Annotated in this window: 23 protein-coding genes; 6 read left to right on the top strand and 17 right to left on the bottom strand. The window is 39.0% G+C overall.

The window, feature by feature from the left end; genetic code table 11:
* Nucleotides 1–36 precede the first annotated feature (36 nt).
* On the top strand, nucleotides 37–873 hold the full coding sequence (locus tag LH29_RS01195; protein WP_045025745.1) for a GNAT family N-acetyltransferase: 837 nt from the start codon (nucleotides 37–39) through the stop codon (nucleotides 871–873).
* A gap of 1 nt (nucleotide 874) precedes the next feature.
* Nucleotides 875–1,225, top strand: a complete 351-nt coding sequence (locus tag LH29_RS01190) for a hypothetical protein (RefSeq protein ID WP_045025744.1) — start codon at nucleotides 875–877, stop codon at nucleotides 1,223–1,225.
* A 106-nt stretch (nucleotides 1,226–1,331) separates the two neighbouring features.
* On the opposite strand, the gene LH29_RS23510 is transcribed toward LH29_RS01190, so the two are convergent.
* From LH29_RS23510 to hemW, 5 genes are all read right to left on the bottom strand, one after another.
* Complete coding sequence (locus tag LH29_RS23510; RefSeq protein ID WP_052670506.1) at nucleotides 1,332–2,534, bottom strand: murein hydrolase activator EnvC family protein; 1,203 nt, start codon at nucleotides 2,532–2,534, stop codon at nucleotides 1,332–1,334.
* Nucleotides 2,535–2,623: 89 nt separating this feature from the next.
* Nucleotides 2,624–3,499, bottom strand: coding sequence for a DUF4292 domain-containing protein (locus tag LH29_RS01180; RefSeq protein WP_082063371.1), 876 nt, complete (start codon nucleotides 3,497–3,499; stop codon nucleotides 2,624–2,626).
* A 6-nt stretch (nucleotides 3,500–3,505) separates the two neighbouring features.
* Complete coding sequence (locus tag LH29_RS01175; protein WP_045025742.1) at nucleotides 3,506–5,269, bottom strand: tetratricopeptide repeat protein; 1,764 nt, start codon at nucleotides 5,267–5,269, stop codon at nucleotides 3,506–3,508.
* A gap of 1 nt (nucleotide 5,270) precedes the next feature.
* Nucleotides 5,271–5,705 (bottom strand): dUTP diphosphatase, encoded by a 435-nt coding sequence (dut, locus tag LH29_RS01170; RefSeq protein ID WP_045025741.1) that lies wholly within the window; start codon nucleotides 5,703–5,705, stop codon nucleotides 5,271–5,273.
* A gap of 109 nt (nucleotides 5,706–5,814) precedes the next feature.
* The gene (gene hemW / locus LH29_RS01165; RefSeq protein WP_045025740.1) at nucleotides 5,815–6,942 is read right to left on the bottom strand and encodes a radical SAM family heme chaperone HemW; all 1,128 of its coding nucleotides are present in this window, start codon (nucleotides 6,940–6,942) and stop codon (nucleotides 5,815–5,817) included.
* A gap of 39 nt (nucleotides 6,943–6,981) precedes the next feature.
* On the opposite strand from hemW, the gene LH29_RS01160 reads away from it, so the two are divergent.
* Nucleotides 6,982–7,359, top strand: a complete 378-nt coding sequence (locus LH29_RS01160; protein ID WP_045025739.1) for a VanZ family protein — start codon at nucleotides 6,982–6,984, stop codon at nucleotides 7,357–7,359.
* A 28-nt stretch (nucleotides 7,360–7,387) separates the two neighbouring features.
* Here the strand turns inward: LH29_RS01160 and LH29_RS01155 are convergent, their stop codons facing one another.
* The 6 genes from LH29_RS01155 to LH29_RS01130 all read right to left on the bottom strand — a co-directional run bounded on the left by LH29_RS01155 (nucleotide 7,388) and on the right by LH29_RS01130 (nucleotide 12,409).
* Nucleotides 7,388–7,831, bottom strand: coding sequence for an RrF2 family transcriptional regulator (locus LH29_RS01155; protein ID WP_045025738.1), 444 nt, complete (start codon nucleotides 7,829–7,831; stop codon nucleotides 7,388–7,390).
* Entirely contained in the window at nucleotides 7,832–9,199 is a 1,368-nt protein-coding gene (locus LH29_RS01150; RefSeq protein ID WP_045025737.1) for a lactate utilization protein B, read from the bottom strand.
* Complete coding sequence (gene rpiB / locus LH29_RS01145) at nucleotides 9,200–9,652, bottom strand: ribose 5-phosphate isomerase B (RefSeq protein ID WP_045025736.1); 453 nt, start codon at nucleotides 9,650–9,652, stop codon at nucleotides 9,200–9,202. It abuts the gene before it with no gap.
* 112 nt (nucleotides 9,653–9,764) lie between these two features.
* Nucleotides 9,765–11,249 carry a lipopolysaccharide biosynthesis protein gene (locus tag LH29_RS01140; RefSeq protein WP_045025735.1) on the bottom strand — a complete coding sequence of 495 codons (1,485 nt, stop codon included), beginning with the start codon at nucleotides 11,247–11,249 and terminating at the stop codon, nucleotides 9,765–9,767.
* A gap of 98 nt (nucleotides 11,250–11,347) precedes the next feature.
* The gene (locus LH29_RS01135; RefSeq protein WP_045025734.1) at nucleotides 11,348–11,680 is read right to left on the bottom strand and encodes a LytR/AlgR family response regulator transcription factor; all 333 of its coding nucleotides are present in this window, start codon (nucleotides 11,678–11,680) and stop codon (nucleotides 11,348–11,350) included.
* A 120-nt stretch (nucleotides 11,681–11,800) separates the two neighbouring features.
* Complete coding sequence (locus LH29_RS01130; protein ID WP_045025733.1) at nucleotides 11,801–12,409, bottom strand: hypothetical protein; 609 nt, start codon at nucleotides 12,407–12,409, stop codon at nucleotides 11,801–11,803.
* A 440-nt stretch (nucleotides 12,410–12,849) separates the two neighbouring features.
* Between LH29_RS01130 and LH29_RS01125 the strand changes: the two genes are divergently transcribed.
* The 3 genes from LH29_RS01125 to LH29_RS01115 are packed head-to-tail and all read left to right on the top strand — an operon-like array spanning nucleotide 12,850 to nucleotide 14,393.
* Nucleotides 12,850–13,062: a helix-turn-helix domain-containing protein gene (locus LH29_RS01125; protein WP_045025732.1), complete on the top strand. Its 213-nt coding sequence runs from the start codon at nucleotides 12,850–12,852 to the stop codon at nucleotides 13,060–13,062.
* Nucleotides 13,063–13,065: 3 nt separating this feature from the next.
* The gene (locus LH29_RS01120; RefSeq protein ID WP_045025731.1) at nucleotides 13,066–13,392 is read left to right on the top strand and encodes a HipA N-terminal domain-containing protein; all 327 of its coding nucleotides are present in this window, start codon (nucleotides 13,066–13,068) and stop codon (nucleotides 13,390–13,392) included.
* Complete coding sequence (locus tag LH29_RS01115; protein WP_045025730.1) at nucleotides 13,389–14,393, top strand: type II toxin-antitoxin system HipA family toxin; 1,005 nt, start codon at nucleotides 13,389–13,391, stop codon at nucleotides 14,391–14,393. Before LH29_RS01120 ends, LH29_RS01115 begins: the two co-directional genes overlap by 4 nt.
* Before the next feature lie 445 nt (nucleotides 14,394–14,838).
* On the opposite strand, the gene LH29_RS24490 is transcribed toward LH29_RS01115, so the two are convergent.
* The 6 genes from LH29_RS24490 to LH29_RS23505 form a co-directional block, all read right to left on the bottom strand.
* The gene (locus LH29_RS24490; protein WP_157493522.1) at nucleotides 14,839–15,519 is read right to left on the bottom strand and encodes a hypothetical protein; all 681 of its coding nucleotides are present in this window, start codon (nucleotides 15,517–15,519) and stop codon (nucleotides 14,839–14,841) included.
* On the bottom strand, nucleotides 15,516–19,022 hold the full coding sequence (locus LH29_RS01105; RefSeq protein ID WP_082063370.1) for a DUF6443 domain-containing protein: 3,507 nt from the start codon (nucleotides 19,020–19,022) through the stop codon (nucleotides 15,516–15,518). Before LH29_RS01105 ends, LH29_RS24490 begins: the two co-directional genes overlap by 4 nt.
* Before the next feature lie 33 nt (nucleotides 19,023–19,055).
* A complete protein-coding gene (locus LH29_RS01100) occupies nucleotides 19,056–21,125 on the bottom strand; it encodes a T9SS type A sorting domain-containing protein (RefSeq protein WP_045025727.1) in 2,070 nt (689 codons plus the stop codon).
* The gene (locus LH29_RS01095) at nucleotides 21,109–24,114 is read right to left on the bottom strand and encodes an RHS repeat protein (RefSeq protein WP_045025726.1); all 3,006 of its coding nucleotides are present in this window, start codon (nucleotides 24,112–24,114) and stop codon (nucleotides 21,109–21,111) included. Before LH29_RS01095 ends, LH29_RS01100 begins: the two co-directional genes overlap by 17 nt.
* A 17-nt stretch (nucleotides 24,115–24,131) precedes the next feature.
* Nucleotides 24,132–24,776, bottom strand: a complete 645-nt coding sequence (locus LH29_RS01090) for a hypothetical protein (protein WP_045028414.1) — start codon at nucleotides 24,774–24,776, stop codon at nucleotides 24,132–24,134.
* A gap of 281 nt (nucleotides 24,777–25,057) precedes the next feature.
* Nucleotides 25,058–25,639 carry a hypothetical protein gene (locus LH29_RS23505; protein WP_052670503.1) on the bottom strand — a complete coding sequence of 194 codons (582 nt, stop codon included), beginning with the start codon at nucleotides 25,637–25,639 and terminating at the stop codon, nucleotides 25,058–25,060.
* Nucleotides 25,640–25,770 lie beyond the last annotated feature (131 nt).

Genomic DNA, 25,770 nt, shown 5'->3' with positions numbered 1-25,770 from the left:
TACTTAAACCTCTTCCTAATCGTTCTAAACTATAAAATGCAATTTCATACACTAGAAAACCAAAGTATACAAGAACTCAGCAAATTGTTTAATGCTGCATTTGCCGATTATCTGGTAAAGATTGAAATGACGCCCGAAAGTTTACAAGATAAATTTGATTCGGAGAATGTTAGTCTTGAGCACTCGGTGGGTATTTTTAGCCAAGGAAAACCGGTGGGTTTTATCTTTCATGCTTTACGCGATTCTGCTTCAGGAAAAATGGCTTACAATGCCGGAACCGGTGTTATCCCGGAATTCAGAGGCAAGAATGCCACAGTACAGTTATACGAATTTATACTCCCGAAACTGGCTAAAAGTGGCGTAAACGAGGTGGTTCTTGAGGTTATCGATAGAAACACTCCCGCAATAAGATCCTATAAAAAAGTGGGATTTACCGTTCTTTCCGAATTGGAATGTTTAAAGGGTTATCCTGACATTTCAAAACCAAAAGATTCTTTGATAGTGAAAGAATCAACCGAAAGATTCATCCCCCCGGAACGATTTTGGGACTGGCAACCCACATGGCAAAATACCACTCAAACCATTTTACAATCAGGGCAGTACAAAACCTGGAGTATTTATGGCGATAACACCCAAATTGCCTACCTTACCGGAAATCCTGATTCGGGGAAAATAGCCCAGTTTGCTGTCGATCCGGCGCATCGTTGGAAAGGTTTGGGCACATCGCTTTTTTGCCATTTTGCCGGGCTGGCATCAAACACGCCGATGGTGATAAATGTGGCCGACCAATCGGGGCAAACACAGGATTTTCTGAAAGCCATTGGAATGACTCCTTTTCTGAGACAATATAAAATGAAATTAATACTCAAATAATATGAAACTCTTTGGTATTCAATTGAACAGACGCACATTTATCCGGTGGAAAATATACGTTGACCGTGCCCGGATGTACATTGGCTACATTAGTTTTGTAATGATCGCCTTTATGTTTTTAAACGATTTTAAAGACGAAACGATCCGAACTTTTCTCGATGAAAACAAAATGATCACCTACCCGGTAATGATGGTTGTGTTTATGGTATTTTCGTTGATCCTCGGGCGGCTGGACACCAAGCTGGGCCTGCGAAAAGAGGAAATGCGCAATGCCGCCAGCGAAAACCCGGTTACGATGGAAATTCTGCAGAACATTAAAGAGATAAAAGCAAAGTTGAATGATGAATCATGAATTTAGATTAACGATTTTAGATGGATCTGTTTTAATAAGCAATCAACTTTGTCAGAACGTACTTCTTAAATCTTCATTCGTTAATCATCATTCGAAATTCACCATTCTAGCGGCCAATCCAGTCTTCCGGATCGAGTTTGGTGCTTTCTTTCCATATCTGAAATTTCAGGATCGATTTGTTCGCGTCTTTTGTATCGGTAAAAACCGTGCCGATGGGTTGTTTTGTAGATACCTTATCGCCCTTTTTAACCACTACCTCGCGAAGGTTGGAATAAACACTCAGGTAGGTTCCGTGGCGAATTATAACGGCCGTATTACCACCTGATATACCAAACACGCGGCTGACTTCGCCATTAAAAACGGCACGCACTTCGGCTCCCACATCGGTGGCAATGTTTATCCCGTTGTTTTGCACCTGTACATTGGTTAAAACCGGGTGTTGGTGTACACCAAAATGCTCCACAATTACACCTCTTTCCAATGGCCAGGGCAGGCGCCTTTTGTTTTGCTCAAAATTATCACCAATCAGTTTTTGCTCAGGTGTTAAGGCAAAACCTGAACCGCCGGCTTCCCGGTTTTTGCTTGCTTCCTCTTCAATTATAGCCTGAATTTCGCGCTCCAGCTGCTGCTCTACCCGCCGTTGTTGTTGCAAGGTTTTTTGCAGGCTGTTCTTTTGTTTTTGCAGTTCTTGCAGTTCACTGCTTTGCGTACTCTTTTCCTGGTTCAGCGCGACCATTTCTTTTTCGGTTTGTTCTATCAGTGTTTGTTTTGTAACGGTTTGCTGCTCCAGTTTTTGTATACTTTCGTCCAAAACTTCCTGCAAAGCACCAATCATCTGTGCCTGATTTTCGCGATAGGTTTTATACCGTTTAAAATACAGTAATCGGCGATATGCCTGGTTTACATTTTCGGCCGACAGCAAAAACAGCACTTCATCATACGAATTCAGATTTTTATACGCCATCCTTATCATCTCGGCATATTCGTTTTTTAATTGCTGAGCATCGTTTTTAAGCATTTCCACAGCCAAATCGTTGTTGGCGATACATTGCTCATAAATTTCGATTTCGTGCTTTATATTCGAGATAAGCGTGTTTCTGGAGTTGATCTTTGTATTGATGAGCCGCAGTTTACCTAAAGACGAACGTTCATTCTTTTGCGTTTCGTTGAGCAAGCGCGTGGTGTATTCGATTTCCTTTTCAGCTTCAGCCTTTTGTTTTTGCAGCTCTTCGATGGATTGTGCAAACACAGTTAGACTCACCAGCGATACTGCCAGTGTGACGAATAGTATTTTTATTCGTAAAATCATGTTTACGAATGTATTGATTTCGGATTGAACCTGAGTTCAACTTTAAAATATTTTCACAGAAAGTTATAATTCTGCAGGAAAAAAGGTTTCTAGTTTACACGAATCTCCTCGTATTTTTCAGGAATTTTAATGCTGAAAGAAGTGATCTTCTCGGTTGAAAATCCACTCATCCTGATTTTCATTTCTATTTCTTCTTCAGGCGAATGAAAGTTCATTTCAATGCTTCCCGGATAGTCTTTGTTTTCCACTTCGGTATAATCGTCGAAAACAAGGTTCATATTCCGGTCGTTTGTTTTATCGCTGATCAAAAGGCGGTTCAAAGCAAAATTGGCAGGATTAAAAAACATTTTTTGCAGTATAAGCGCCTGGTCATCAAGCCGTTTTAAACGGCGCTCGGCTTTGTTTTCTTTCTCTTCCAGTTTGCTGAGCTTCCGTGTTTTTTCCGATTGCAAAACATACTGGTTGTCTTCAATTAAAGCATCGAACGTTTTAAAATCCTTGTCGCGCGGATCATTTCGGTACGAGAATGCATTGTTAGAAATAATGCTCTGTATGGTGGCAAAATCAAGGTCAATATTCAGAAAACTACTGAGGTAGGAATAATCGTCGATGAAATAATTGCGGTCGATGTAATTCACATATTTCACGCTGTCGGGCGTCAGTAAAACGCGGCCAACGGGAATATTCAGTTTACTAATCGACACCAGAATACGATCGTCTTTTTTTGCTTTCAGATTGATTTTAAAAGCCGCTTTCGACTGGCTGCTTGAAAAGTTACAATTAATACGTTTTATGGTAAGGTAATCGTAATCGAATGCGTTTTGCTCAATACGTTTCAGCAACTTATTGGTGCTTATCGGACGCGCATCAACAACAGCTAATTCCGACGGTGTTTTACAGGACGAAACGGCAAGCAGAACAGCCGCCATAAACAGGGAAATCCTGAAATATCTAAAAAACTTCATCGCCTACTACTCTTCAATGTATTTTTTCTCTGCAATTTTGCGGTCCAAAGTTTCCGACTCGCTACCAATCTCTTTGGCTTTTATCCAATACTCTACAGCCTTGTCAACTTTGCCAACTTTGTACAAAATGTCGCCGTAGTGCTCCAGCAAAGTATCACTTTCATCCTGGCTGTTTTTTATGGCCGAATCCATATAAAATTTAGCCAGCGTGTATTCGCCTTTTTTAAACAGCACCCAGGCATGTGTATCCAGGTAAGTTGCATTATCCGGGAAGCGCTCAACCACTCTGCCACTCATACGTTCGGCTTTATCGAGTTCAATACCGTCAACCGATAAATAGTATGCGTAATTGTTCAGGGTAAGGTAATTATCCGGATCAATCTGAACGGCTTTGTCAAATATTTTGAAGGCTTCGGTTCTGTTTCCGTTTTTGTAAACGGCTTCGCCTTTAAGCATTAAAAAGTTGGCTTCCAGTTGTGGATTTTCAACTACATAATCCATTCCTTCTTCACTTAGTTCAATGGTTTCGTCGAATTTTTCCAACTGAACACAGGCAATTGCTTTAAAGAAATAACCCTGCGGTTGATTCGGGAACAATTCGATGATCTTTCCGGTATGTTCGTACAATTTATCCCACTGTTGCAGATCGTTGTCGATGTACATTATCCGTTCCCAAACCATATAATCGTTGGGTTCAATTTCAATGGCTTTTAACAAGGCTTCGCGACCTTCGGCCAGCTTATTTTCTTTCAGCAACGATTCCGCGTGAATGGTGTGTACCAACGATTCATCGGGATGTTTTTCGAGCAAAATGCCAATCAATTCACCGCGTTGTTGTTCGTTAAGATGCGACTGTGCCGGATTGGCCGTTAACATCATATACAGCTGCATTTTTGTTTGAATATCAACTGCATCGCTTTCAAAACCGGCTTTTGTTTCTTCGAACGACTTTTCAGCATCACCATTTTCGAGGTAATAATTGGCCAGCGAAAAGTGTACAAAACCATTTTCAGGATCCATTTCCTGAATCTTTTTGTAATTGGCCAAAGCATTTTCCGAATCGCCCTGGCTCTGATACAAATCAGCCAGCAGTCCGTAATATTTTGCTTCGTTCGGATCGTTTTCAATCAGTTTATAAATCTCTTCAAAAGCTTTATCTACCTGTCCTGTTGATACATAAATCTGCTGCTTTGCAACTGAAATCTGCTCGTTAACGCCGGTTTCTTTTTCCATACGTTCGTAGGCGGCAATAGCTTCATCGTAACGTTGTGCAGTGGCCAGCAGCGCAGCATTCATATAAATGTATTCCAGGTTTTCGGGCTCCATTTTCACCAGCTCGGCATACAGATCGGCTGCCTCTGAATACTTTCGTGTTTGCTGATAGATTTGTGCCAACAACAGTTTGTACCACGGGTTATCAGGATTTATACTGATGGCTTTTTCCAGCAACAGTGAAGCGCTGGTAAAGTCGTTATTTGCGGCGTGAATATTTGCCAACTCGTACATAGCTGACGACGAGTTTGGATCAATCTCTAAACAGCTCGACAATAATTGAATAGCCTTTTGTGCGTTGCCAAACATTTTCTGTTTTAGCGCCTCCACAAAAAGGTACTCAAACTCCATCTGTTTTTGATCTACTAATTCAGTAGTGGGTGTATTTATTGCAGCTTGTGCCACTTGCTGTTCGGTAACCTGTTTTGGTCCTGAACATGACAGTAAACTCAGCGTAAAAGATGCAATACCAAGTCCCTTTATAAAAATTCTCTTCATGTTAATGTTTTCCGGTGTGGCCGAAACCACCTGCTCCTCTTTCTGTTTCTTCCAGCACTTCTACCAAATCCCATTCCACAGTTTCATGTGCGGCAATAACCATTTGGCAAATGCGTTCTCCATTCTCTATAACAAAATCTTCCTGCGACAGGTTGATAAGAATAACACCAATTTCTCCCCGATAATCGGCGTCAATTGTTCCGGGAGTATTTAAAACCGTAATTCCTTTTTTCAAAGCCAAACCGCTACGCGGACGTACCTGGGCTTCGTAACCCTGTGGCAATTCAATAAATAATCCGGTTGGAACCAATTTCCGTTCGAGCGGCTTTAAAACAACCGGTTCATCAAGATTTGCGCGTAAGTCCATTCCGGCCGAAAATGCTGTACTGTAGGCCGGTAGTTCATTCTTTGATTTATTAACGATTTTAACCTGCATCAATCTGTTTTTTTTAAAGAACCGCTAAGATAGATAAATAATGCGTCCGTTCAGTAGGTTTAACAAGATTTATGATTGAAGCAAAACGAATCAACTGATTGTATAACAATTATATAATAATCAGGTCGGCCATGATCTCGTCGGAAACAAAAAGCCCTTTTCGGGTTAGCGTAATGATTTCGTTATTGATTTGCAGTACGCCGGTATCGTTGTATTTGGCTAACTGACGGGAAAAATAGCTTGCCTTTTCATGGCCAAAACGTTGCTCTAATTCCTTTTCCGACACTCCCCATTTGGTACGGATCCGGGTTAAAATATACTCATTATACTGGTCGTTTTCGCTCAGTTTTTCTTCATCGAAATACGTTTGATTATTGGTTTGTGCTTTTATGTAAGCCTCAACGCTGGAGTCGTTCCAGCGGCGTGAAACACCGTCGAACGAATGTGCCGAAGGCCCCAGTCCGAGGTATTTTGTGCCCATCCAGTAGGCTGTGTTGTGGCGCGAATAAAGCTGATCTTTTGCCAGGTTTGAAATCTCGTAATGCTCGAAACCATTGGCAATCGACAGATCAACCAGTGTGTTAAACTGGGCAACACTTTCAGCTTCTTTCAGCTCCTTTAATGTTCCTTTTTTCAGCCAGGTGTAAAAAGCTGTTCCTTCGTGGTAAGTTAAATGATAGGCCGACAAGTGTTTTACCGGGAGTTTGAACATCTGGTTCAGACTTTCTTCCCATTCTTTTGGCGTTAAATCAGGGAGACCGTAAATGAGATCGGCACTTAAATTCGAGAAACCGTTTTTCGCCGCATTTTCAATGGCTTCAACAGCCTGAGCAGCGTTGTGCCGGCGGTTCATTTTTTCCAAATGCCGGTTTTGAAAGGCCTGAATTCCAATACTTAAACGATTTATTCCCTCTTGTTTTAAGTATTTCAGGTAAGCGTTGCTCAAGTCGTCCGGATTGGCTTCAAAGGTTATTTCCGCATTCGAATTAACTGTAAATTCCTTGTTCAACACAGCCAGTATTTCAGCAATTTCCGGTGCTGTAAGTACCGATGGAGTGCCGCCACCAAAATATATGGTTTCAACCGTTTCGTTGTTCAGGTAGTTTTTACGTACTTTAGCCTCGTTTTTCAGGGCGCCGATAAAATCGTGCTGCAGCGAAGTATTTACTGTTTTGTAGAAATCGCAGTAATAACATTTCTGACGACAGAAAGGAATATGAATGTAAATACCCGCCATTACACGACCTGAAAAATTTTTAATAAAACAATTTTAAACATGAAGATAGATCCCTACTGGAGACTTGCAATTTGGTTCCTTATAATGCTTTACCTGCTTTTTATGCCGGCAAACCAACTACCAAGCAAACCATTTTTACAAATTCCGAATTTCGACAAAATCGTTCATTTCGGGATGTTTTTTATCCTTTGTATGCTAAGCTTCAGGCCGGTAAAACAGTTCACACCGAACTTTTATTTCTGGACGCCCTTATTGACACTTGTTGCTGCCATTGTACTTGAATACGTTCAGCAAAAAATATCGCCAAGCCGCCACAGCGATGTTTACGACCTGTGGGCTAATGCCGCCGGATTATCGTTTGCCACCTTTTTTTATGCCCTCTTTGTAAATAAAAAGTGGCTGGAACGCTTTTTCTGATCTTCCGCGATTAGAAATTCTGCCGCACCTAAAGTTTTACCAGATCTTCGTATTTGTCGATGTCTTTTCCAACCGTTTCCAACGAAGTGGTTTTGTAAAAATTTGAAATGTCCTGGCGTAACCTTTCGTATTGTGCGTGTACCGGACAAAGTGGTTTCGTCGGATCGTGCGTTTTACACGGCTCTAAACTGATCAGGCAGTTGGTGAAAAACTCTTCGCCGTCAACTTTAATCACAATATCCCACAACGAAATATCAGACGCATCGCGCGAAAGCGAGAATCCTCCATTTGGTCCTTTTGTTGAAACCAGTAATTTTTGTTTTACCAGGTTTTGCAGGATCTTTCCTAAAAACGGTGACGATAAACCCAAATCTTCCGAAATCTTTTTGATTCCAACTCGTTTGTCTTCTTTCGAAAATTTACCTAGATAAATCAACGCTCTGAGTGCATATTTGCATGTATTCGATAACATCTATTTTAAATTTAAGATTGTTTTACTGTATGATTGTTCTGCAAAAGCAGGAAACTTCTTTTGTTTTCCCAATACATTTTTGTTGGCTTTTAGCAGCGCATTTTTCACTTTCCCGTTTACCCTATCAAGGTTTTTTCGCTTTTTAAATGCCCATTCATAGGCTTTCATTCCCTTATTCCAGGCAAAAGTTCCGTGGTTTTCGTCAACCGCTATTTTTCGATTCAAAAGCAACAAGTCGTGCAACGGAATTTTTACCGGGCAAACATCGGTGCAAGCCCCGCAAACCGTGCAGGCAAAACTTAAATGATTGTATTTATCAAAGCCTTTCATAAAAGGCGTTATTACCGATCCTATAGGGCCGCTGTAAGTAGTGTTGTACGTGTATCCACCCACATTTTTATAAATGGGGCAGGCGTTTAAACAGGCACCGCAGCGAATGCATTTCAGTGCGTCGACATGTTTGGGTTCGGCAGCAATTTTTGTACGGTTGTTGTCGAGCAGAACCACCACCATTTTTTCCGGTCCGTTGGCTTCATCAGCACGTTTAGGGCCGGTAATCAACGAATTATAAACCGTAACCTGTTGTCCGGTTCCCAAAGCCGAAAGCAAGGGAAACATCAGCTGCAAATCGTCGATCGACGGAATCAGTTTTTCTATTCCTGCAATTACTATATGCACTTTCGGGAAGGCCACCGACATAAAACCGTTTCCTTCGTTTTCGGTAAGTGCCACTCCTCCAACATCGGCCACCAAAAAATTAGCACCCGTTACTCCAACTTCTGCCGAAGTAAATTTTTCGCGCAATACTTTTCGCACAAAAACGGTTAATTCTGTTGGCGTAGAATCCGCGGGAGTATCAAACTTTTTGTGAAAAAGCTCGGCAACATCTTCTTTCGATTTGTGCATTGCCGGTGTTAAAATATGGTACGGTTTTTCGCCCGCTACCTGAACGATAAATTCGCCCAGATCGGTTTCAACCGGTTCAAAACCAGCTTTCTCAAGGTTTTCGTTTAATTCTATTTCTTCCGAGATCATCGACTTGCTTTTTACCAAAAGCTTAGCCTCGTTCTCATTCAGAATTTTTATGATTTCCGAAACAGCTTCTTTGCTGTCGCGTGCCCAAACCACATCAATTCCGTTGGTTTTGGCATTTGTTTCAAATGTTTCGAGATAGTGCGCAAGATTGGAAACTACTTTCTTTTTGAGATAAGAAGCACGGTGTTTCGCCAAATCCATATTTCGGTAACGAAGTTTGCCTTTGGCAACGGCTTCATCGTATTTCGAAATATTAAAATTTAAGGTCTTCCGGTGTTTTTTATCGAAAGCAATTTTTGAATCCTTCAGAAATATATTTTTTTGCGCTGTCATTTATTTCTCAAGAGGAATCTGATCTACTCGCTTGGCGTGTCGTCCGCCTTCAAAATCTTCATTCAGAAAAGTTGTAACAATAGCAATGGCTTCTTCATCACTCACAAAACGACCGGGCACTGCACACACATTTGCATTGTTGTGCTGACGCGCCAGTGCAGCAATTTCTTCTGTCCAGCAAACTGCCGAACGTACGCCCTGATGCTTGTTTGCGGCAATACTAATTCCCTGTCCACTTCCGCAAAATGTTATACCAATTTCGTATTCACCGCTTTCAATCGCTTCACCCATTTTATGGGCATAAATAGGGTAGTCTACGCTTTCTTCGGTGTAACATCCAAAATCTTTGAAAGCAATATTGTTATCGCTCAAAAATTTTATAATCACCTGCTTTTTAGCAAAACCGGCATGATCGCTTGCCAATGCTATTACTTTTCCCTCTAAATTCTTCATTTGCACAAAATTAATACTTTTTGATATTTATTTCATTTATTCCTAATATTTGTTGCACGAGAGGATAACATTAGTAGATTTTACCTTTAGTAATAACCTAATATTCTGATTATTATGACTTATTTATAAAGGGAATAAATCGCTTAAGCTCATTTATTTCCCATTTAAAAACAAGTGCAATAAATGCCAGTGATAAAACTATGTTGATGGAATATTTAATTATTACCTGTAAATCGAGTGTAAATTGAGCGATGCTCACAATTACCATTGCCGCCAAAAAATAACTGCCAATGCGTTTAAGATCGTATGGCACAGGAAAATGTTTTTGCCCCAAAAAATAGGAGAGAAGCAGCATCACCAAAAAGCAGACAAACACTGCAATTGCCGATCCCATATAACCTATCACCGGAACCAAAGCAAGGTTTAAAACCAGGGTTATTGTGGCACCAATTAAAGCCATATAAGCGCCGTAGCGCGTTTTGTCGGTTAGCTTATACCACAACGACAGCGTAAAATACATACCATAAAAAAGATTGGCCATTAACACAAGTGGCACCACTTTTAATCCCTCGTGGTACTGTGAGTCGACAATCACTTTTATCACATCGATAAACAATACCATTCCTATGAAAATAACAAGTCCGAAAATGACAAAGTATTTCATTACAACGGCATATATTTTTGGGTCGTCTTTTGATCCTTCGCGGGCAAAAAAGAAAGGTTCGAAAGCATAACGGAACGCCTGAATAAACATATTCATCAGCACTGCCAGTTTGTAATTGGCACCGTAAATGCCGAGCTGAAACATCGGATCCTGATTATCAGGTACCAAAAACGGAATCAGTACTTTATCGATATTCTGGTTGATCATTCCCGTTAATCCAACGATCAGAATAGGGAAACCATAACTCAACATTTGTTTCAGCAACTTCTTGTCAAACTGAAACGAGATTCTAAATATCTCGGGAAGCAGTAAAACCAAAGTAATCAACGATGCCAGTAAATTGGAAATAAACACATAACCTACGCCGATATCTGCTGAATAAACGGTTGAAATTATTGAATCGGGATTATTGGCTAAGATCCTCGGGCACAAGGAAATAAAGAACAGGTTAAAACCAATGTTAAAACCAATATTTACCAGTTTAATAAAGGCAAATTTTATGGGTCGATTCTTTAAACGGAGCCGTGCAAAAGGAATAGCTGTAAACGCATCGACACCCAATATTATGGCAAACCACAAAATATACTCCGGATGATCGGGATACTGAATCCAGCCAGCTATTTCGTGTCGGAAAGCTGCTGCCAGCAATACAAACGAAAAAGTGGTAAAAAACAAGGATACCATCGATGTGGAATACACCTTTTCGGGGTTTTCGCTTTTTGAGGCAAAACGGAAATAGGAGGTTTCCATTCCGTAGGTGAGTAAAACCAGTAAAAATGCCACATACGCGTACATGTTGGTTACCACACCGTATTCGCCGGGCAAAAACATAAACGAATAATAGGGTACAAGCCACCAGTTTAAAAAGCGGCCCACAATGCTGCTAACCCCGTAAATAGCCGTATCGCTTGCTAATTTCTTAAAAGGATTCAATTGTTGAATTTTTAGGCAAAGATAAACTTAAATTGGAAGGATTAAATATTACTTATAAACCTGTTTATCCTTAACTCTAAACAATTGAAAAGAAATATTTATTCAAGACAAAATTTATGAAGAGCTTCAAGGACCTGCTTTGATTTATACCTTGAAACAGGAATATCAACACCTTTAGTAAGACCTATTTTCCCTTCATTAACAAAAACCCTGTTAATATATCCGAGATTAACAAGAAAAGATCTGTGAGGCCTTATGAATAAAGATGATTCAATAAAATTTTCTAACCACGATAAATTTCTTGAAATAAGTATCTGTTTATTATTTTCAAGTACAAGCCGGGTATAACTTCCTTCTGCTTTACAGTAAACAATAGTCTGAGTATTAACAAGCTCTGAGTAACGTGCGGTGGTGATTATTATGCGTTGCATGTGTAGGTAGGATTATGGTTTGATTTTAAATGACAGATAAACCGTCTGGGTATAAAGAATGCGAACGAAAGATCTTTGTCTGATCTATTTTATGATTGTCAAATTAAGAGTAACAATCTTTTATTTATTCTCTTTTAACAATTTCCCGTATTTCATAAAATCTTCTCCTAAAAAATCAAAATACATCGAATTTATCTCAGATATGATGTATTCATTGTTCTCCAAATAATACTCAAATGTTTTTGGGAAACTGTGTCCATCGTATGAATATTCTTTCCTTTTAATCTTATCTACCTTATCTTTTCCGGTTATGGCTGAATCCAGTTTGTACAGTTTTGGTTGATCGTAATCCTTACTATTAATCAGAACAACATTCTTGTTATTAATGGTAAAGAGGGTATAGTCAAAAGTTTTTGTTGGATTGTGCGATTCAATGTAATAAGGCAATAAATAATTTCCCCATATCGAGAAATAGTTTTTCCCTTCCTTTTCAAAAAAATAAGCTGAGTAAATTACCGGGCTATCCTTAGGAAACAAAGTGTCTGCCACCGCAATATACGCTTCAATACTAGCCAGCAGCTCCCTGCTTATTAAGTCATCCGGTTTTAATTGATTCTCCGGTTCCATTTTAAATTCCGGAAATTTACCATTTGAATACGTTTTGCCATTTACATCAATTAAGGCAAATACAATTAAAACGATTACAATAAAAAGTTTAGATTTTTCCATTTTTCTTATTTTTTATAATACTTATGAAAGATCACGATTCTTATCTTCATCCATGGCTACTTAGCCGTTTATTCAGGCATGTATCTGGTTACATTGTTTACTGTAAACTTCTACTTTTATCGGGTATGAGATATGTGTTTTCGGCTCATGAAAATTAGTATAGACTAACTACTGTTAAATATAGTAATTAATTCTGTATCAAGCCTTCATATGTTGTAATTATTTCTAAAATTAATTTTGTTAATAATTAAAGAATAACCATGCAAAAGAACTTATGTTGAATCTGATATAATTTCCAGCCCCATTAATCACATTAAAATATGATTAACGAATAATATTTCAAATACATCATTCACTATTGCCAGTAAATCACATTAAAATGTGATATTTGTTGCTTTTATAAATCTAATGAACTAACTTTACTACAAAATCATATTATAATGTCAGTTTTAGAAATTGGTGAGCAAATAAAAGCAAGGAGGAAAACACTTCGGATTACACAACCCGACCTTGCAGAAATGGCCGAAATAAGTGTCAATACACTTTATAAAATAGAACGCGGCCAGGCTAATCCAACTATTGAGATTCTCAACAAAATTGCCAATGTATTGGGCATGGAAATAAAACTTGAAGTAAAGCAACCAAAACTTTAAACCATGCGAAAAGCGAAGGTATTCAGAAACGGACAATTGGTTGGAGTTCTCACCCAACACTCTACCAACGATTATGAATTCAGGTATGATGATACCTGGTTCGCTGATAAAGATCTTCCACCAATCAGTCTGACGATGCCCAAAAGCCAGAAGATTTACAAATCGAACTGCTTGTTCCCTTTTTTCTTTAATATGTTATCGGAAGGAGTGAACAGGCAATTACAGTCCCGTCATCTGAAGATTGACGAGCATGATTATTTTGGGTTATTGCTGGCTACTGCCCAAACCGATACCATTGGTGCCATAACCGTTTCAGAGATTACAAAATGAGTTTACCTAAAATCAAATACTGCCCGGGAACACTGGCTGAAGGATTTAACACCTACAGCACCACCTGCCTGCGAAAGGTTTTTGCAGGCAAAAAAGTGAACCACATTTTACCCTATGCCCCACCTCGAAGCAATGAGGAAGATACCGAAAAATTTATTGAAAACCGGAAGCGTATTTCCATTTCGGGAGTGCAGGAAAAAATATCCTTGCTGCTCGACAAAAACAAACTTCGGCTGACCGAAAAGGGAGAGCAAGGCACCTACATTTTAAAGCCAATCCCCATAGATTTAAAAAACACCGACCAGGTTCCGGCCAACGAACATTTAACCATGCAAATTGCCCAACAAGTGTATGGGTTACAAACAGCCGATAATGCGATGATCTTTTTTAATAACGGCGAACCTGCCTATATTACCAAAAGATTTGATGTAAAAAAAGACGGTTCGAAATGGGGGAAAGAAGATTTTGCCACCCTTGCAGGCAAAACAGAAGAAAACGAAGGGCCGAATTTTAAATACGATTACAGCTATGAAGCTCTGGGAGAATTATTAAAAAAATATGCCTCTGCCTGGCGGGTGGAGATTGAAAAGTTGTTTTCGCTGATTGTTTTTAACTACCTTTTTTCGAACGGTGATGCGCACCTAAAGAACTTCTCATTATTGGAAACATCGGCCGGCGATTATGTGCTAAGCCCGGCCTACGACCTTTTGAACACACGAATTCATGTAGATGATTCGGATTTTGCCCTGAGCGAGGGCTTGTTTAGCGACGCATTTCAGTCGGAAGCAATGGAAAAAAATCATCATCCCGGATTAGATGATTTCCGGGAACTGGCAAAAAGATTTGAGATTAAGCAAATAAGAAGTGATAAAATACTGGCTGCTTACACCCAATTGCAACCCATGGTGGAAGAACTAACCCAACGTTCGTTTCTAAATGAAAAAACAAAACGGGCTTATTTATTGCATTACCAAACCCGGAGAAATAGATTAAGAAGTTAAACTGTTGGTTTTACTCTTAACCACGCGAAAGGATTCGTGCGGGAGCGGCGATGAAAGCGGGAAAGCAGCGAAGTACTTCTGCCTGCCCTTAACCAATTCCCTGGTAAGCAGGTATCACTTCCAATAGGGCAGCAGTCATTTCTTTATGCCCCGGACTAATTTGCGGATGAGCGGCAATCATTTCTGAGTGACCTTCAATCACTCCCAGGCAACCTTTTTTAATTACTGAGTGACCGGGAACGATTTCCCGGCGACCGGCATTGATTCCCGGATGGCCAGCACTAATTCCCGGATGACCGGGAATGATTTACTACTGGCGGACTGTTATTTTTTTCGTGGGAGAAGTAGGTTTGACTTATTAAAGGATTTAAAGCTGCCGTACTAATTTTTCGAATAACTGTACTCGTTAAACCATACGCTAAAATCTTGTGGTAGCGAGGCATTTTTACCAAGCCATCATCCAATAAATAGCCATATTAAGTTCTTTCGAAATGGCAATTCCACTGGAGTAACCATTTTTCCAATTTCCAAGGGTATCAGGGCGATCTTGCTCAAATTCTATTTCCCAGAAATTCCCATATCCTGCTTTAAAAACAAAAACTTCTAAATCTTCTGGAACATTATGCCTATCTCTTACAAGGGTAACTCCTGAGCCTCTTAAATCAATTCTTTCAAAACCCAATCCAAAATCATGACGCTCAAAATATGGTATTGGATAAGCATCTGGTTGAACAACATTACGAGTTTTTAAGGTATCGGTATATTGGTAATAAGAAAAAGAATCGTCCAAAATGAAGTTTAATCTATCATACTTAGTCTTATATAAAAATGTGTCCGGATAGAATTCTTCATAATCCTCTTCCATTTCTAAAAAGAGCAATAAATATGCAGAATAGACACTCTCTGGATCAAAAGTCTTAGCTGGGATGCATGATTTGATTCTTATAAAAGATTTGTACGAGATTGACTTAGGAAACTGATTAAACAACCCATCGATTTGATAACACTCCTCGATACCTCGTTGTGCAATCTTAATCGACTTCACATACCTTCCTCCTATAATACTATCAAGACAAGAACTAAATAATATTGATAGTAGAACAATAATTAAAAATCTTGAAATCATCTAATATTACCTTCCATAAATTCGTTAATAAGCTTATTATTACCTGTGTATTGCTTACTACTATTATAAATTATCCGACCTTTTGAATTTCGGTTACCAAGTCCCTTTTCCATATGCGAATTAAATCTTGATATAGCTATTGAAGTTCGATCATTACTATAACTAATTTGAAATCTATTCACCGTTTCAAGAAATATTTTATCACGCCCGGATATAGTTTTACTTATTGGAATTGTTGACGTTTCAACTGCTTTTTGTGATATGTAACTTGATTTTTCCGTTATATAAATATCTAGACCTATATTAATTGTTAAGCTTGGTCTTCCTTGTAGTGGAATACCAATCCACGAATTTGCCTCATACTGTATTTGCTGGGTAGGTTTAAATTCATATCCTTGTCCCTTCATAAAACCTTTAGCATTTTCTCCTCTAAATGAAGCTTCAGTAGTGAATTCCTTTCCGGTAGTTTTAAAATCGGTTGCTAAAGATTTATTGGCTTCAATTACTGTATTATCATCAGTGCCGAACATACCATTCTCTCCCATGTGTTTCCATCCATCACCTTTCATTGCCCCGGTACCTTCATCTCCCTTTTTCATACTACTGTTATAGTAAACATCCCCTGTCAATTCATTTTCAAACCAGTCAGCCCCCATACCGGTCGGATCAATCAAAAGAATTGGATTATTGTGAACATAGTGATATGGAGTCCAAGAATAGTAATCTTCAGTTAATGGGTCAACACTATGAAACCTCCCCAGACTTGGGTCATAAAACCGAGCACCATAATCATACCAATCCAGCTTACTGCCGCCAATATCATCATCCTGTAGCTCTTTCCCGTTGTAGAGGTATTTATTGGCCAATATACCATCGGCAAAGCTGTTTTGCTGATTCATTATCATACCAAAGGGGTAGTATTCGCTAAGCTGTAACACTTCGGGCCGGCCATTGCTGTTTCCGCTAAATACCACACGTGTATTCCCCAGGTGGTCTTGCAGGTTGTATTCAAACTGGTAAAGAACTTCGCCGTTTTGGCTAATGGGAACCGCCCGCCCGGCACTGGTAAAAATAGCCTTTAATTCGTTATTTTCATAAATAAAGGGCCCTATATAATCAAAATGTTTGTTTACATTTCCAAACTCGTCGGCAATGGCTTTACGTAGTTTTGTTCCGCCTGCATTGTATATGTAACGCAGGTTATCGTTATTTTCAAAAACAACTTTTTGCGGCAAGTTTAAACGGTTGTAGGTAACTGCACTGTTTTTCGAAGGATCAAACACCATGTTTCCATTGGCATCGTAATCGTAAGCCAGTGCTCCTGCAAGGTAACCTGCTGTATCGTTTGGCACTTGTTCGTTTACAGTTATTAGCTGGTTACCCGTTCCGTAATCGTAAACCAGTTCATCAATTGGCGCTCCGTTTTTTATTCGGTTTAGCCATAGCATATTTCCATTGGCATCGTAATCGTAGGCAGTATTATAAAGCCCGGTGTTGGTGTTTAAATCTGCAGTTTCGCCGTAGTTTGCTGTTAACAAGCGGTTCAGATTATCGTAGCTAAAGCTGTAACCTTTTAACTCTTCTCCCTCGTTTTGCCAGCTCATTTTGGCAATATTCCCGTTAAAATAACCTCCGGTGGCATACTCCAGATCAAGAGCAAATAAATCGTTGTCGTTATCCAGGTTACCCTCGTTTATTTGGCGCAACCAGCCTTTTATGTTGTAGGTATAATCCACTTTTTGGTTAAAAACACTCGACGAAGGATTCCCGTGCAGGTATTTACCAATTTGTTCACCCAGCTCGTTATAATCGTAGGCGGCCACAATAATCGGTTTTTGGTTGTTAATCTGAACGGTTTCGGAAATTATTCGTCCCTGATGATCGTAATCGTACTGAGTAAGTATAGCAATAATACTATCTCCAATACCGTCATCATGGCGTAATAAGGTTTCTACAATTTCACCGGCAAAATTGTAACTATTGTCCACTACATCGATACCTCCAAAATGGTTGTCGGATATTATCCGCGATGCACGTGCATAACGGTCGTAGTAGATGACGCTTTTAAGCGTGGTACTGGCAATGTTGTCATCGTCGTTTTGTAACACATGGTTGATGGTTTGGGTTACCAAACCATTTGTTGAATCAGATTTTTCTACGGGTAAACCTCCATCGTTATAGTTTGAAAATTGATAAGCAATAGCAAGACCGGATTCGTAATCATCATACCTGGTTTCTGTAAGTATTTCTGTTACGGAGTACTTCGCGGCTGCAAATTGTACAACTTCTTTAAACTTTTCGATTACTTTATCGTGCGTATGCAGGGATTCCACTAATCCTGTTCGAATCGGGCGGTTAAAATTATCGTATTCAGTAAATTGCCAGATCGGTTTTTTAGCACTACGGTTATTACCATCCTGTACCATTACCAGTCGATCGCGTGCATCGTAAACCATGTAAACAGGTTCGGCCCCGGGCAGATCTTTTACAATCATTCTTTTACGATAGTCGTACTGGTAGTAGTAACAAAGTTCTGAATCGGAGGGTCCTGTTGCTTTTGGAGGTACAACACAACGTAATAAACCAAAATCATCGTAAATGTAATGCGTGTTCAACCAGGTACCATCATCGCGGGCAGCTTTACAAACCACACGGCCAAGTTTATCTTTATACTCGCGTGTTTTATTTCCCTCTTCATCGGTAAATTCGGTTAAATACAGCTGATGCTCCAAAAAATCGTTGGACGAAAAAACTGCCGGATTCCCGGAAACGGACCAGTTTTTTATTGCCTGGGTATTGGTTAAATACTTAATATTGGTTGGGTGGGCATGAAAATTTTCACCAACACCATGTTCACCGGTAACCCTATTTAATGGTGAACCATCAAAAAGAATCTCTGCAAAAGGGCTAGTATCGCTTTCCTTTCCTGGAATTTCGCTACCATAAAAATTAGTACTTGCTGTAGTTGCATTTTCAGCATACGCTCCGGTATTGTTTTCGGCAACATAAGGTAAATATTTATATTTTTCTCTTCCAAACTCATCGTATTCAACAGGTCGAATAATATCTTTATTCAAAGGCGATCCTTGTATGGTAATTGACTGCAGAGGTCGCCCCAAACCATCGAAATAGTCAATGGTTTCGATTCTTTCCCTGCTTCCTAAACTACTTTCATCCGTCTCGGCTTCGCGCATTACAACCGTATAAACATAGTTATGTCCTTTTAGGGCATCGAAATTTATTTCCTGCGCTATTTCACCTTCTTCCGGATCAAAACAAATTAAAGTGCTATCGGTATAAACATGAATATCGGAACCCGATTTAGCCCAAAAACCCGGAGTTAACCTTACCTCTTTGCAATGAACAATTTCGAGGCTGTCGGGAATATCGTAAATATTCGAGTCTTCGAGGTATTGTGCATGTGCAAACTGACAAACAAAACCCAGCAGCACACTTGTCATTATTCCTTTTAAGCTAACTCTATTTTGTTTTGACCTTTGCATATTCTTGTATTATCCGGTTATGTTTGAGCTGATTTATCGTTTTATAATCTTTTTAGAAATCGTTCGTTCGTGAAAAGAAAGTGTTAAAAGGTAGTTCCCTGACGACAACATCCTCATATCAATTTTTTGTTGTGTATTGGGCAAATAGTCGAGTAGCTTTTTTTGAAGAATAGTCTCTCCTTTTTCGTTTATCAGTAGTACTTTAATTTCTTCCTTTGCACTACTGTACGACCAAAAAAGATCGTCGTTTACCGGATTTGGATAAACGATCAGTCCTTCTCCGTCCATAAGTTCGGGTCCTGCACCGTCAGTATAGAAAATAACCAGAGTTGTATCTGCAATGTCACAACCACTAAGTGTTGTTGCATTTAAAATATAAAGAACAGAATCTGCCGACGAATCGTAATCAATAATACGCGAACGGCCTTTTGTCCCATCCATCCAATCGTAAACAAAAAATCCGGCATTGGCTTCCAGTACCTCTTGTTTTCCGGGATATAGTTCCAGTTCTTTGGGTAATCCCAATTGTTCTGATTCAGCTTCCGTAATTACGATTGTATCGTTCGCAGCACAACCAAGTTCATTGTAGGCTGCTACTACATAAGTTCCCGGCTCATGGATCGTATACGTGTTGCTCCACTCCGAATTGTTCCATACATACGACACAAAGGAACCGGATGTACTTAACTCTAACGTTCCACCACTACAAATCGGCCCCGGATCGAGAATTTTTGTTTCCAGCTGATCGCAGTTAAAATACCGGGCAATAAAAATGTCCGTACTTCCTTCCGATACTAATTTTTTCCCTTCAAGCTCTAACTCTCCTTTAAATCCTCCGGCCAATAGTATGTCTCCATCGCGGCTAAGGGTAAACGATTTACTAAAATTTGGGGCATTGTCGCCAGGTTCGTTATGCCAAACAACCTGCCCGTGCTCATCGAATTGGAGCAGAAAAATACTCCCCTCGAGATTATTGGCTTCTACAGTTGTTTGCCCAACTTCATAAGCCAGATCATAATACCCTGTTACCAGAACGTTGCCGGCCATGTTACACATTACATCCATGGCACGGCAACGCGATGAACCGTTTATTACCTCTCCCCACAACGGGTCACCTTTAAAATTGTATGCGAATAACGCTACAGCCTGTCTCGAATTTGTTGTTAATGTTGTATCCTGTGTGCTTATTTCTTTTCTAAAATTTATGGTAACGAACAGGTTTTTTGAAGAGTTCACCACCCCAACTCCTTCAGCGTAGTCTTTAACATCAAAAAACTTAACCCAATCGGAATTATTTAGGTCTTTTGCTTTGGTAAGAAAAAGTCCGTCTTTACCATTTGAATCAGCATATTTTTGTGTGTTGTTACCAAAGGAGAACTCTCCGGTAGTGCTAAATAAATAATACCCATTGTTATCTTTATCTAAAGTAACCGATACCAGACGATGCTCTCCTGTTCCGTCAGATAAAAAATGTTTTTCGGGATTTCCCTCTTCTGTTAACTGCAGAACATAAGCCCGTTTTTTGTCCGAATAACCAAATTTTTCATCATTAATTGTCAAGCTTCCCTGCAACATTCCTCCTGTAATCAGTTTCCCTTCAGGGCTGACTTCCAAGGCATCTATGGTAACCACACCTTCATAATCAAATCGTTTTAACCAGTTTATTTTCCCGTTAAACGACCACGATGCAATAAAAAGTGATTGTCCGTCTCCGGCAAAGCTTTTTTTGTTTTGTTTAGCTTCTCCCTTTAATACGCCAACCATATAAATACACTTCTCACCAACGGCCAAACGGGTAACATTATCGGCCTCCTTTCCTCCAAGTGTTTTAATCCAATCCGTTGTTCCGTTCGAATTATAACATGCCAGATAAATATCGCGCATACCATAACCAGTCGCCATCTCTCCATCCGAATAAATGGTATCGACAAATCCTCCGGCTGCATATATTTTATCTTTCATCGGACAAACAATACTGTTTACATAATCATCTGAAAAACCACCTAATTTTGTTGTCCACTGAAAATATTGTTGCGCATTAACCGAATGGAATACCAACCATGTGAATAGCAGGAGATATATTTTTTTATTGATCCGTTCCATGCTGATAGTGGTATTTATTGGTTATTTCTCCCGTATGATTTCGAACCAACTTCAACCGGCCAAAATCATCGTATTCGTAATAGGTAGTGCGGCCATCTGGGCCGGTTTCGGAAGTCATGCCTACAAGGGGTTTGTAAGTGTAAAAGCTTACCTTATAGTCAGAATTATTGACATAGTCGGATAATTGTAATCTAAGGTAATTTACATCGGTTTGAATATCAGCAAATACATTACTACACGTAAATGAATGATTTTCTATATTTAAAATAACGGATGATAAACTACCCGCTGAAATGTTATCTATTTTAGCAACAGGATAGTTTGCATTGTATCCCCAGATGAAGATGGTTTTAATATTGTCTACTGGGGCAGCCTCTTGCAATCTTTTATTGGTATTGTAGCTGTAATCTGCTTTTTGAATAAAGGTATAGGGATTATTTATATCAATAGGGATATCCGGATCACCTTCTTGTCTTTCCATTTGAAAAACCTCAATGGGCTGCCCGTAATCGTTATATTTGGTTTGGGTTCCAGCTATAAGGTCAGTACCTTTATATGTTCTTGTGTCAATTGGCTTTCCAACAATATTTTTCACGGAATCTCTTAAAACTGAAAAATTTTGCTCTGCATTGTAATCATCGGGATAATAATAAGTTGTTATCAAATTACCATTATTATCTATTTTTTCCGTTTTACTTAATAACTGATTGTCGTTATATGTGTAGTTTGTTTTGGCTTCGATTGAATCATTTGCTCCATAATACATTATTTCAGTTTGAGAACTCAACAATTTTACCCCGGAAGAAACGGTATAATCGTTGAAGGAAAATATAGGATGAGGAAAAGTTGAAGCGCATTCTTCTTTATCAAAATTCGGATAAACATAAATTTGTTCCAAATGCATGCCTGTAATTTCCTCTTTGGGTTTTGAAGTGTACTTGTAAATCTCTTTTCTTATTTTATTTCCATTCTTGTCAAATATTACTTTCTCCTTCAATTGGTTCATTCTCCAATAATCAAACTTTCTTACGTATTTTCTGGAAATGGAACAATCTGTACAACTATAGGGCAACTCTGCAAAATACTGTTTTAAAGATTCATAACTGTATATAATTTTACCATTATTATTCCCTATCTCACCATCGTATTCTGTAACTTCCGGGTAGATAACCGGTCGGTCGAAATATATACTGTACTGTGGAAGAATATCAGAAAAATAATATCGCTCTCTGTATAACTCAAGCTCCTGAGCTGGATACACCCTACACCAACCATCCCAGTTTAAAAGACCTACCACTGTGTTTTCATATCCTATCATTCCAATACCCGGCTCATTATTTATTATCCCATAGCCACATTCATTTGTGCCGTATTTATATGTTTTTATTATTGTTTTCCCTGAATTATCCGTGATTTTCTTCTGTGCAATTCGAAGCCCTCCACACTTTTTTACCTCCTGACTTAATGCTGTTTTGTAATAATTATGCTCATAAATAAATTCTGTTTGCCCTCCGGTAGGGTATGTAACACTCTTCAGCATACCTGATTGCATACCTGTTAAGTCAGGGATTCGGTCTGCAGCACTGTTTCCTATACTTATTGTTGAAGGCAACCCATTAGTTCCAACCCAGGGTATATTATCGAACACCGGTATTCTGTACGATGTTGAACTTGCCCTGTTGTAATAGCCCCACCAATCTGATTGCCTTACGTTGAACTTTGTTGAAGGATAGTAATCAAATTCATATTGCTTTACTGTTGTCCCACTTTTGTCCTTAAACAGTACATTATCAAGTTTATAGATTAATGCCTGAGATGCATCAAACGTGCTTAATCCAACCGGAGCGTCTAACAATGTTTTAGGAAACTCAATGGTTCTAATCAATTCATTCTCATGATAAACACCCATTTTATCAATAATATCTGTACTTCCGTTCAATGTAAAATGTACTCTTCCATTATTGAATATAATTTCACTGATACGGGCTGAACCATAACTCGTTGAAAATGTAACTTCAGTATCACTTTTGTCAGCAAAAGTTTCTGATTTGTGAGAATTAACATAACGATGATCATCTCTTAATTTTATTTGTTGCGGATATGTTCTTCTTACTTTTCCTGTAGTTGTGTATTTAAAATGGATGGTATCTTGTTTATTCGCTGATATGATCTCAGAAATAAACCATGCGGTTGTGGCATTACCTGATGTTTCCCGGTTACTTTCTCCTGATATAATGGATTTCCCGAAACGATAGTATACCCCAAATTCATCTAACATTTCGATGTAATCAAAATAATAAGAAGTAGAAGCCGGAGGTGTTGCTTGGTGTACATTTATCTGTATTTTTTTATTGGGGATAACTTCAGGGACTTTGTTATTGTTAATGTCTTTCAAGATAAAATTTCCTGAACCGCCATTATACGAATAGGAAAAAATGTCATATTCTGTATCGTACTTTGTAACTACTCCAAGCGATTGATTAACTCCGGCCAAAAAATCGAAATCATCCTGGACTGTCAGAGTTTCAACAATTGGAAATGGAGATGGAAATTTCCAAACATCATCATCGCGAATACCATATACTGTTCTACTTACTAATCCTCCTGTATTTAACACCCAATGCAGACCAATCGGGCCGTTTCGGTCATAGGTCTTTCTTCCGGAAGCATGATAACTGATAGATATTGGAAGTTTTAAATCGCCACACACAACTTCATAAAGAGGTACATTAACTTCCGGAAGTCCAGTTTGTGTATTAACAGGATAATCCGTGAATTTGTTAATCATTTCTATTTCAGGTGATGGCGGAATTATATCAGAACTTAGACCTGTCTCTGCAGTTAAAGCCTGTATTCCAAAACTTGCCGTTTCCAAAATAGAGTCAACTTCAACTTCCATTGTCTTCGTTTGTGGTGAATCCTGTTGCGCATAACTTTGAACTACAAAAAACACCAAAACATTGAACAATAATTTTATTTTCAGTTTCATACTATTCAAATCACTTTTTATTTTTTCACAATCCCAAGCATTTCCAAATACTGTGGATTATCTTCGAGTGCAATACGAGCGATAGCAATAAAATCAGAGTACCAATCCTGCAAAATATCTGCTGCCTCATCACGTAACCGGGTAGCTTCCTGGGCTTCGCCCATTTCTGTTTTTTGTTGGTTTTGGGCTTCTTCCACTTCCTGCAACAATTCCTCGCCTGCCTGAAGTTTTTCGATTGTAATACCGTAAGTATTCATTTTTGTCATCCAATCCGTATTCGCCATCAGGTTGGAATAAAATTGACGTGCCTGACTGATCCACCCTGAAATAGATCCTTTACGTTCTCCGGCCAAACCAAGTGATTTCCATATGCCTGGTTCATCTGTAAAGGCAATCCGGGCAATTTTTACATATTTTATGTATTCGCGGTTCGCTAATTCCCTTTTTTCATCAAGTGTAGCAGTAGCTTGCACTTTTTCACCCGTTTCCTTGGCCTGGGTAATGTTTAAGGAAGTGGCAGTGTCCAATAAAGCCTTACCTTCTGTAAGTTTTTCTGCTGTATAGCCAAATTCAGCTAGCAAAGGTTGAAGTTTAGTGTTTTGCAAACTATTATTTATTGCGGTTCCTGATTTTGTAAGTAATTGATCGATTTCTTTGCTCATGTTTTTTGTATTTAGTTGTTCAATATGGTTGATTATATTATTCAGTTCGGTTATCAATGACCTCAAGTCATTACTGAACGACGGTTAATCATTTCTTAAGGACCGTTTACCATTCCCTGGTGCTCTGTAATCAAATCGGAATGACCGTGTATCATTCTTTTGTGAGCCATAATGATTTCCGGTCAACTGTTAGTCATTTCAGGCTGATGCGGAATTTTTTTCTTTTGCCGGGTTGTTATTCCCATTAAAGCTTACATGTTTTTTGTTAATCAAACTGTAAACTAAAACTTCTCACTGATCTCCCTTTTTAATGCTTCAATTTGCTTCTGCTGTTCCAATACATATAAGGTCAACTCCTCCACTTTTTTCAGCAAAAGCATATTTATTTCTGAAAGATCGACGCCTTCTTTTTCCATTTCTTTTGCCGAAGGAATTTCCGGAAGGTGTTTATTCTTTTCCAGGTAATTTTGAAGTTCTGAAAGCGACAAAAGCTGATAATCGTTTTCAAAGACATAGTCGGGAGCCGGGATATCGAGCCGTACCCGAACCTCGTGCGAATAAATATTACCAAAAACATGGAGGTTTTTGTTGTTTAAGGAGTCTCCAACAGCAACATTGCCTCCCAAATAAGTTATGTAACCACCATTGTTATTCCACAACGACTCTCCACCGGGAAGATTGGTGGTATAACCCACCGCGCTGTTATCATCAACAATGAGAACCTTTACTATCGATGGCGCAATTTCTTTTAAACTATCTATTTGCAGATAATTGGTTTTAACCATTATCTGATCGGTTCCTCCTTCCTGCCCGAAAAGGTTAAGCGAGAGGAGGATTAATAGTGTTGTTATCAGGTGTTTCATATTTAAAGTTTTAATTTATTGTCACTCCTCTAGCAGGTAAATTAACTTTCGCTGCAAATCCGTCATATTCGCCATAAGTAGAATCAGAAGTACTGTTTGTGCCATTTAAATCTATTTTACTGTTTCCAGTA

The sequence above is a fragment of the Draconibacterium sediminis genome, from assembly GCF_000949475.1.
GTDB lineage: Bacteria > Bacteroidota > Bacteroidia > Bacteroidales > Prolixibacteraceae > Draconibacterium > Draconibacterium sediminis.
This window is presented reverse-complemented; position numbering and strand designations above follow the sequence as displayed.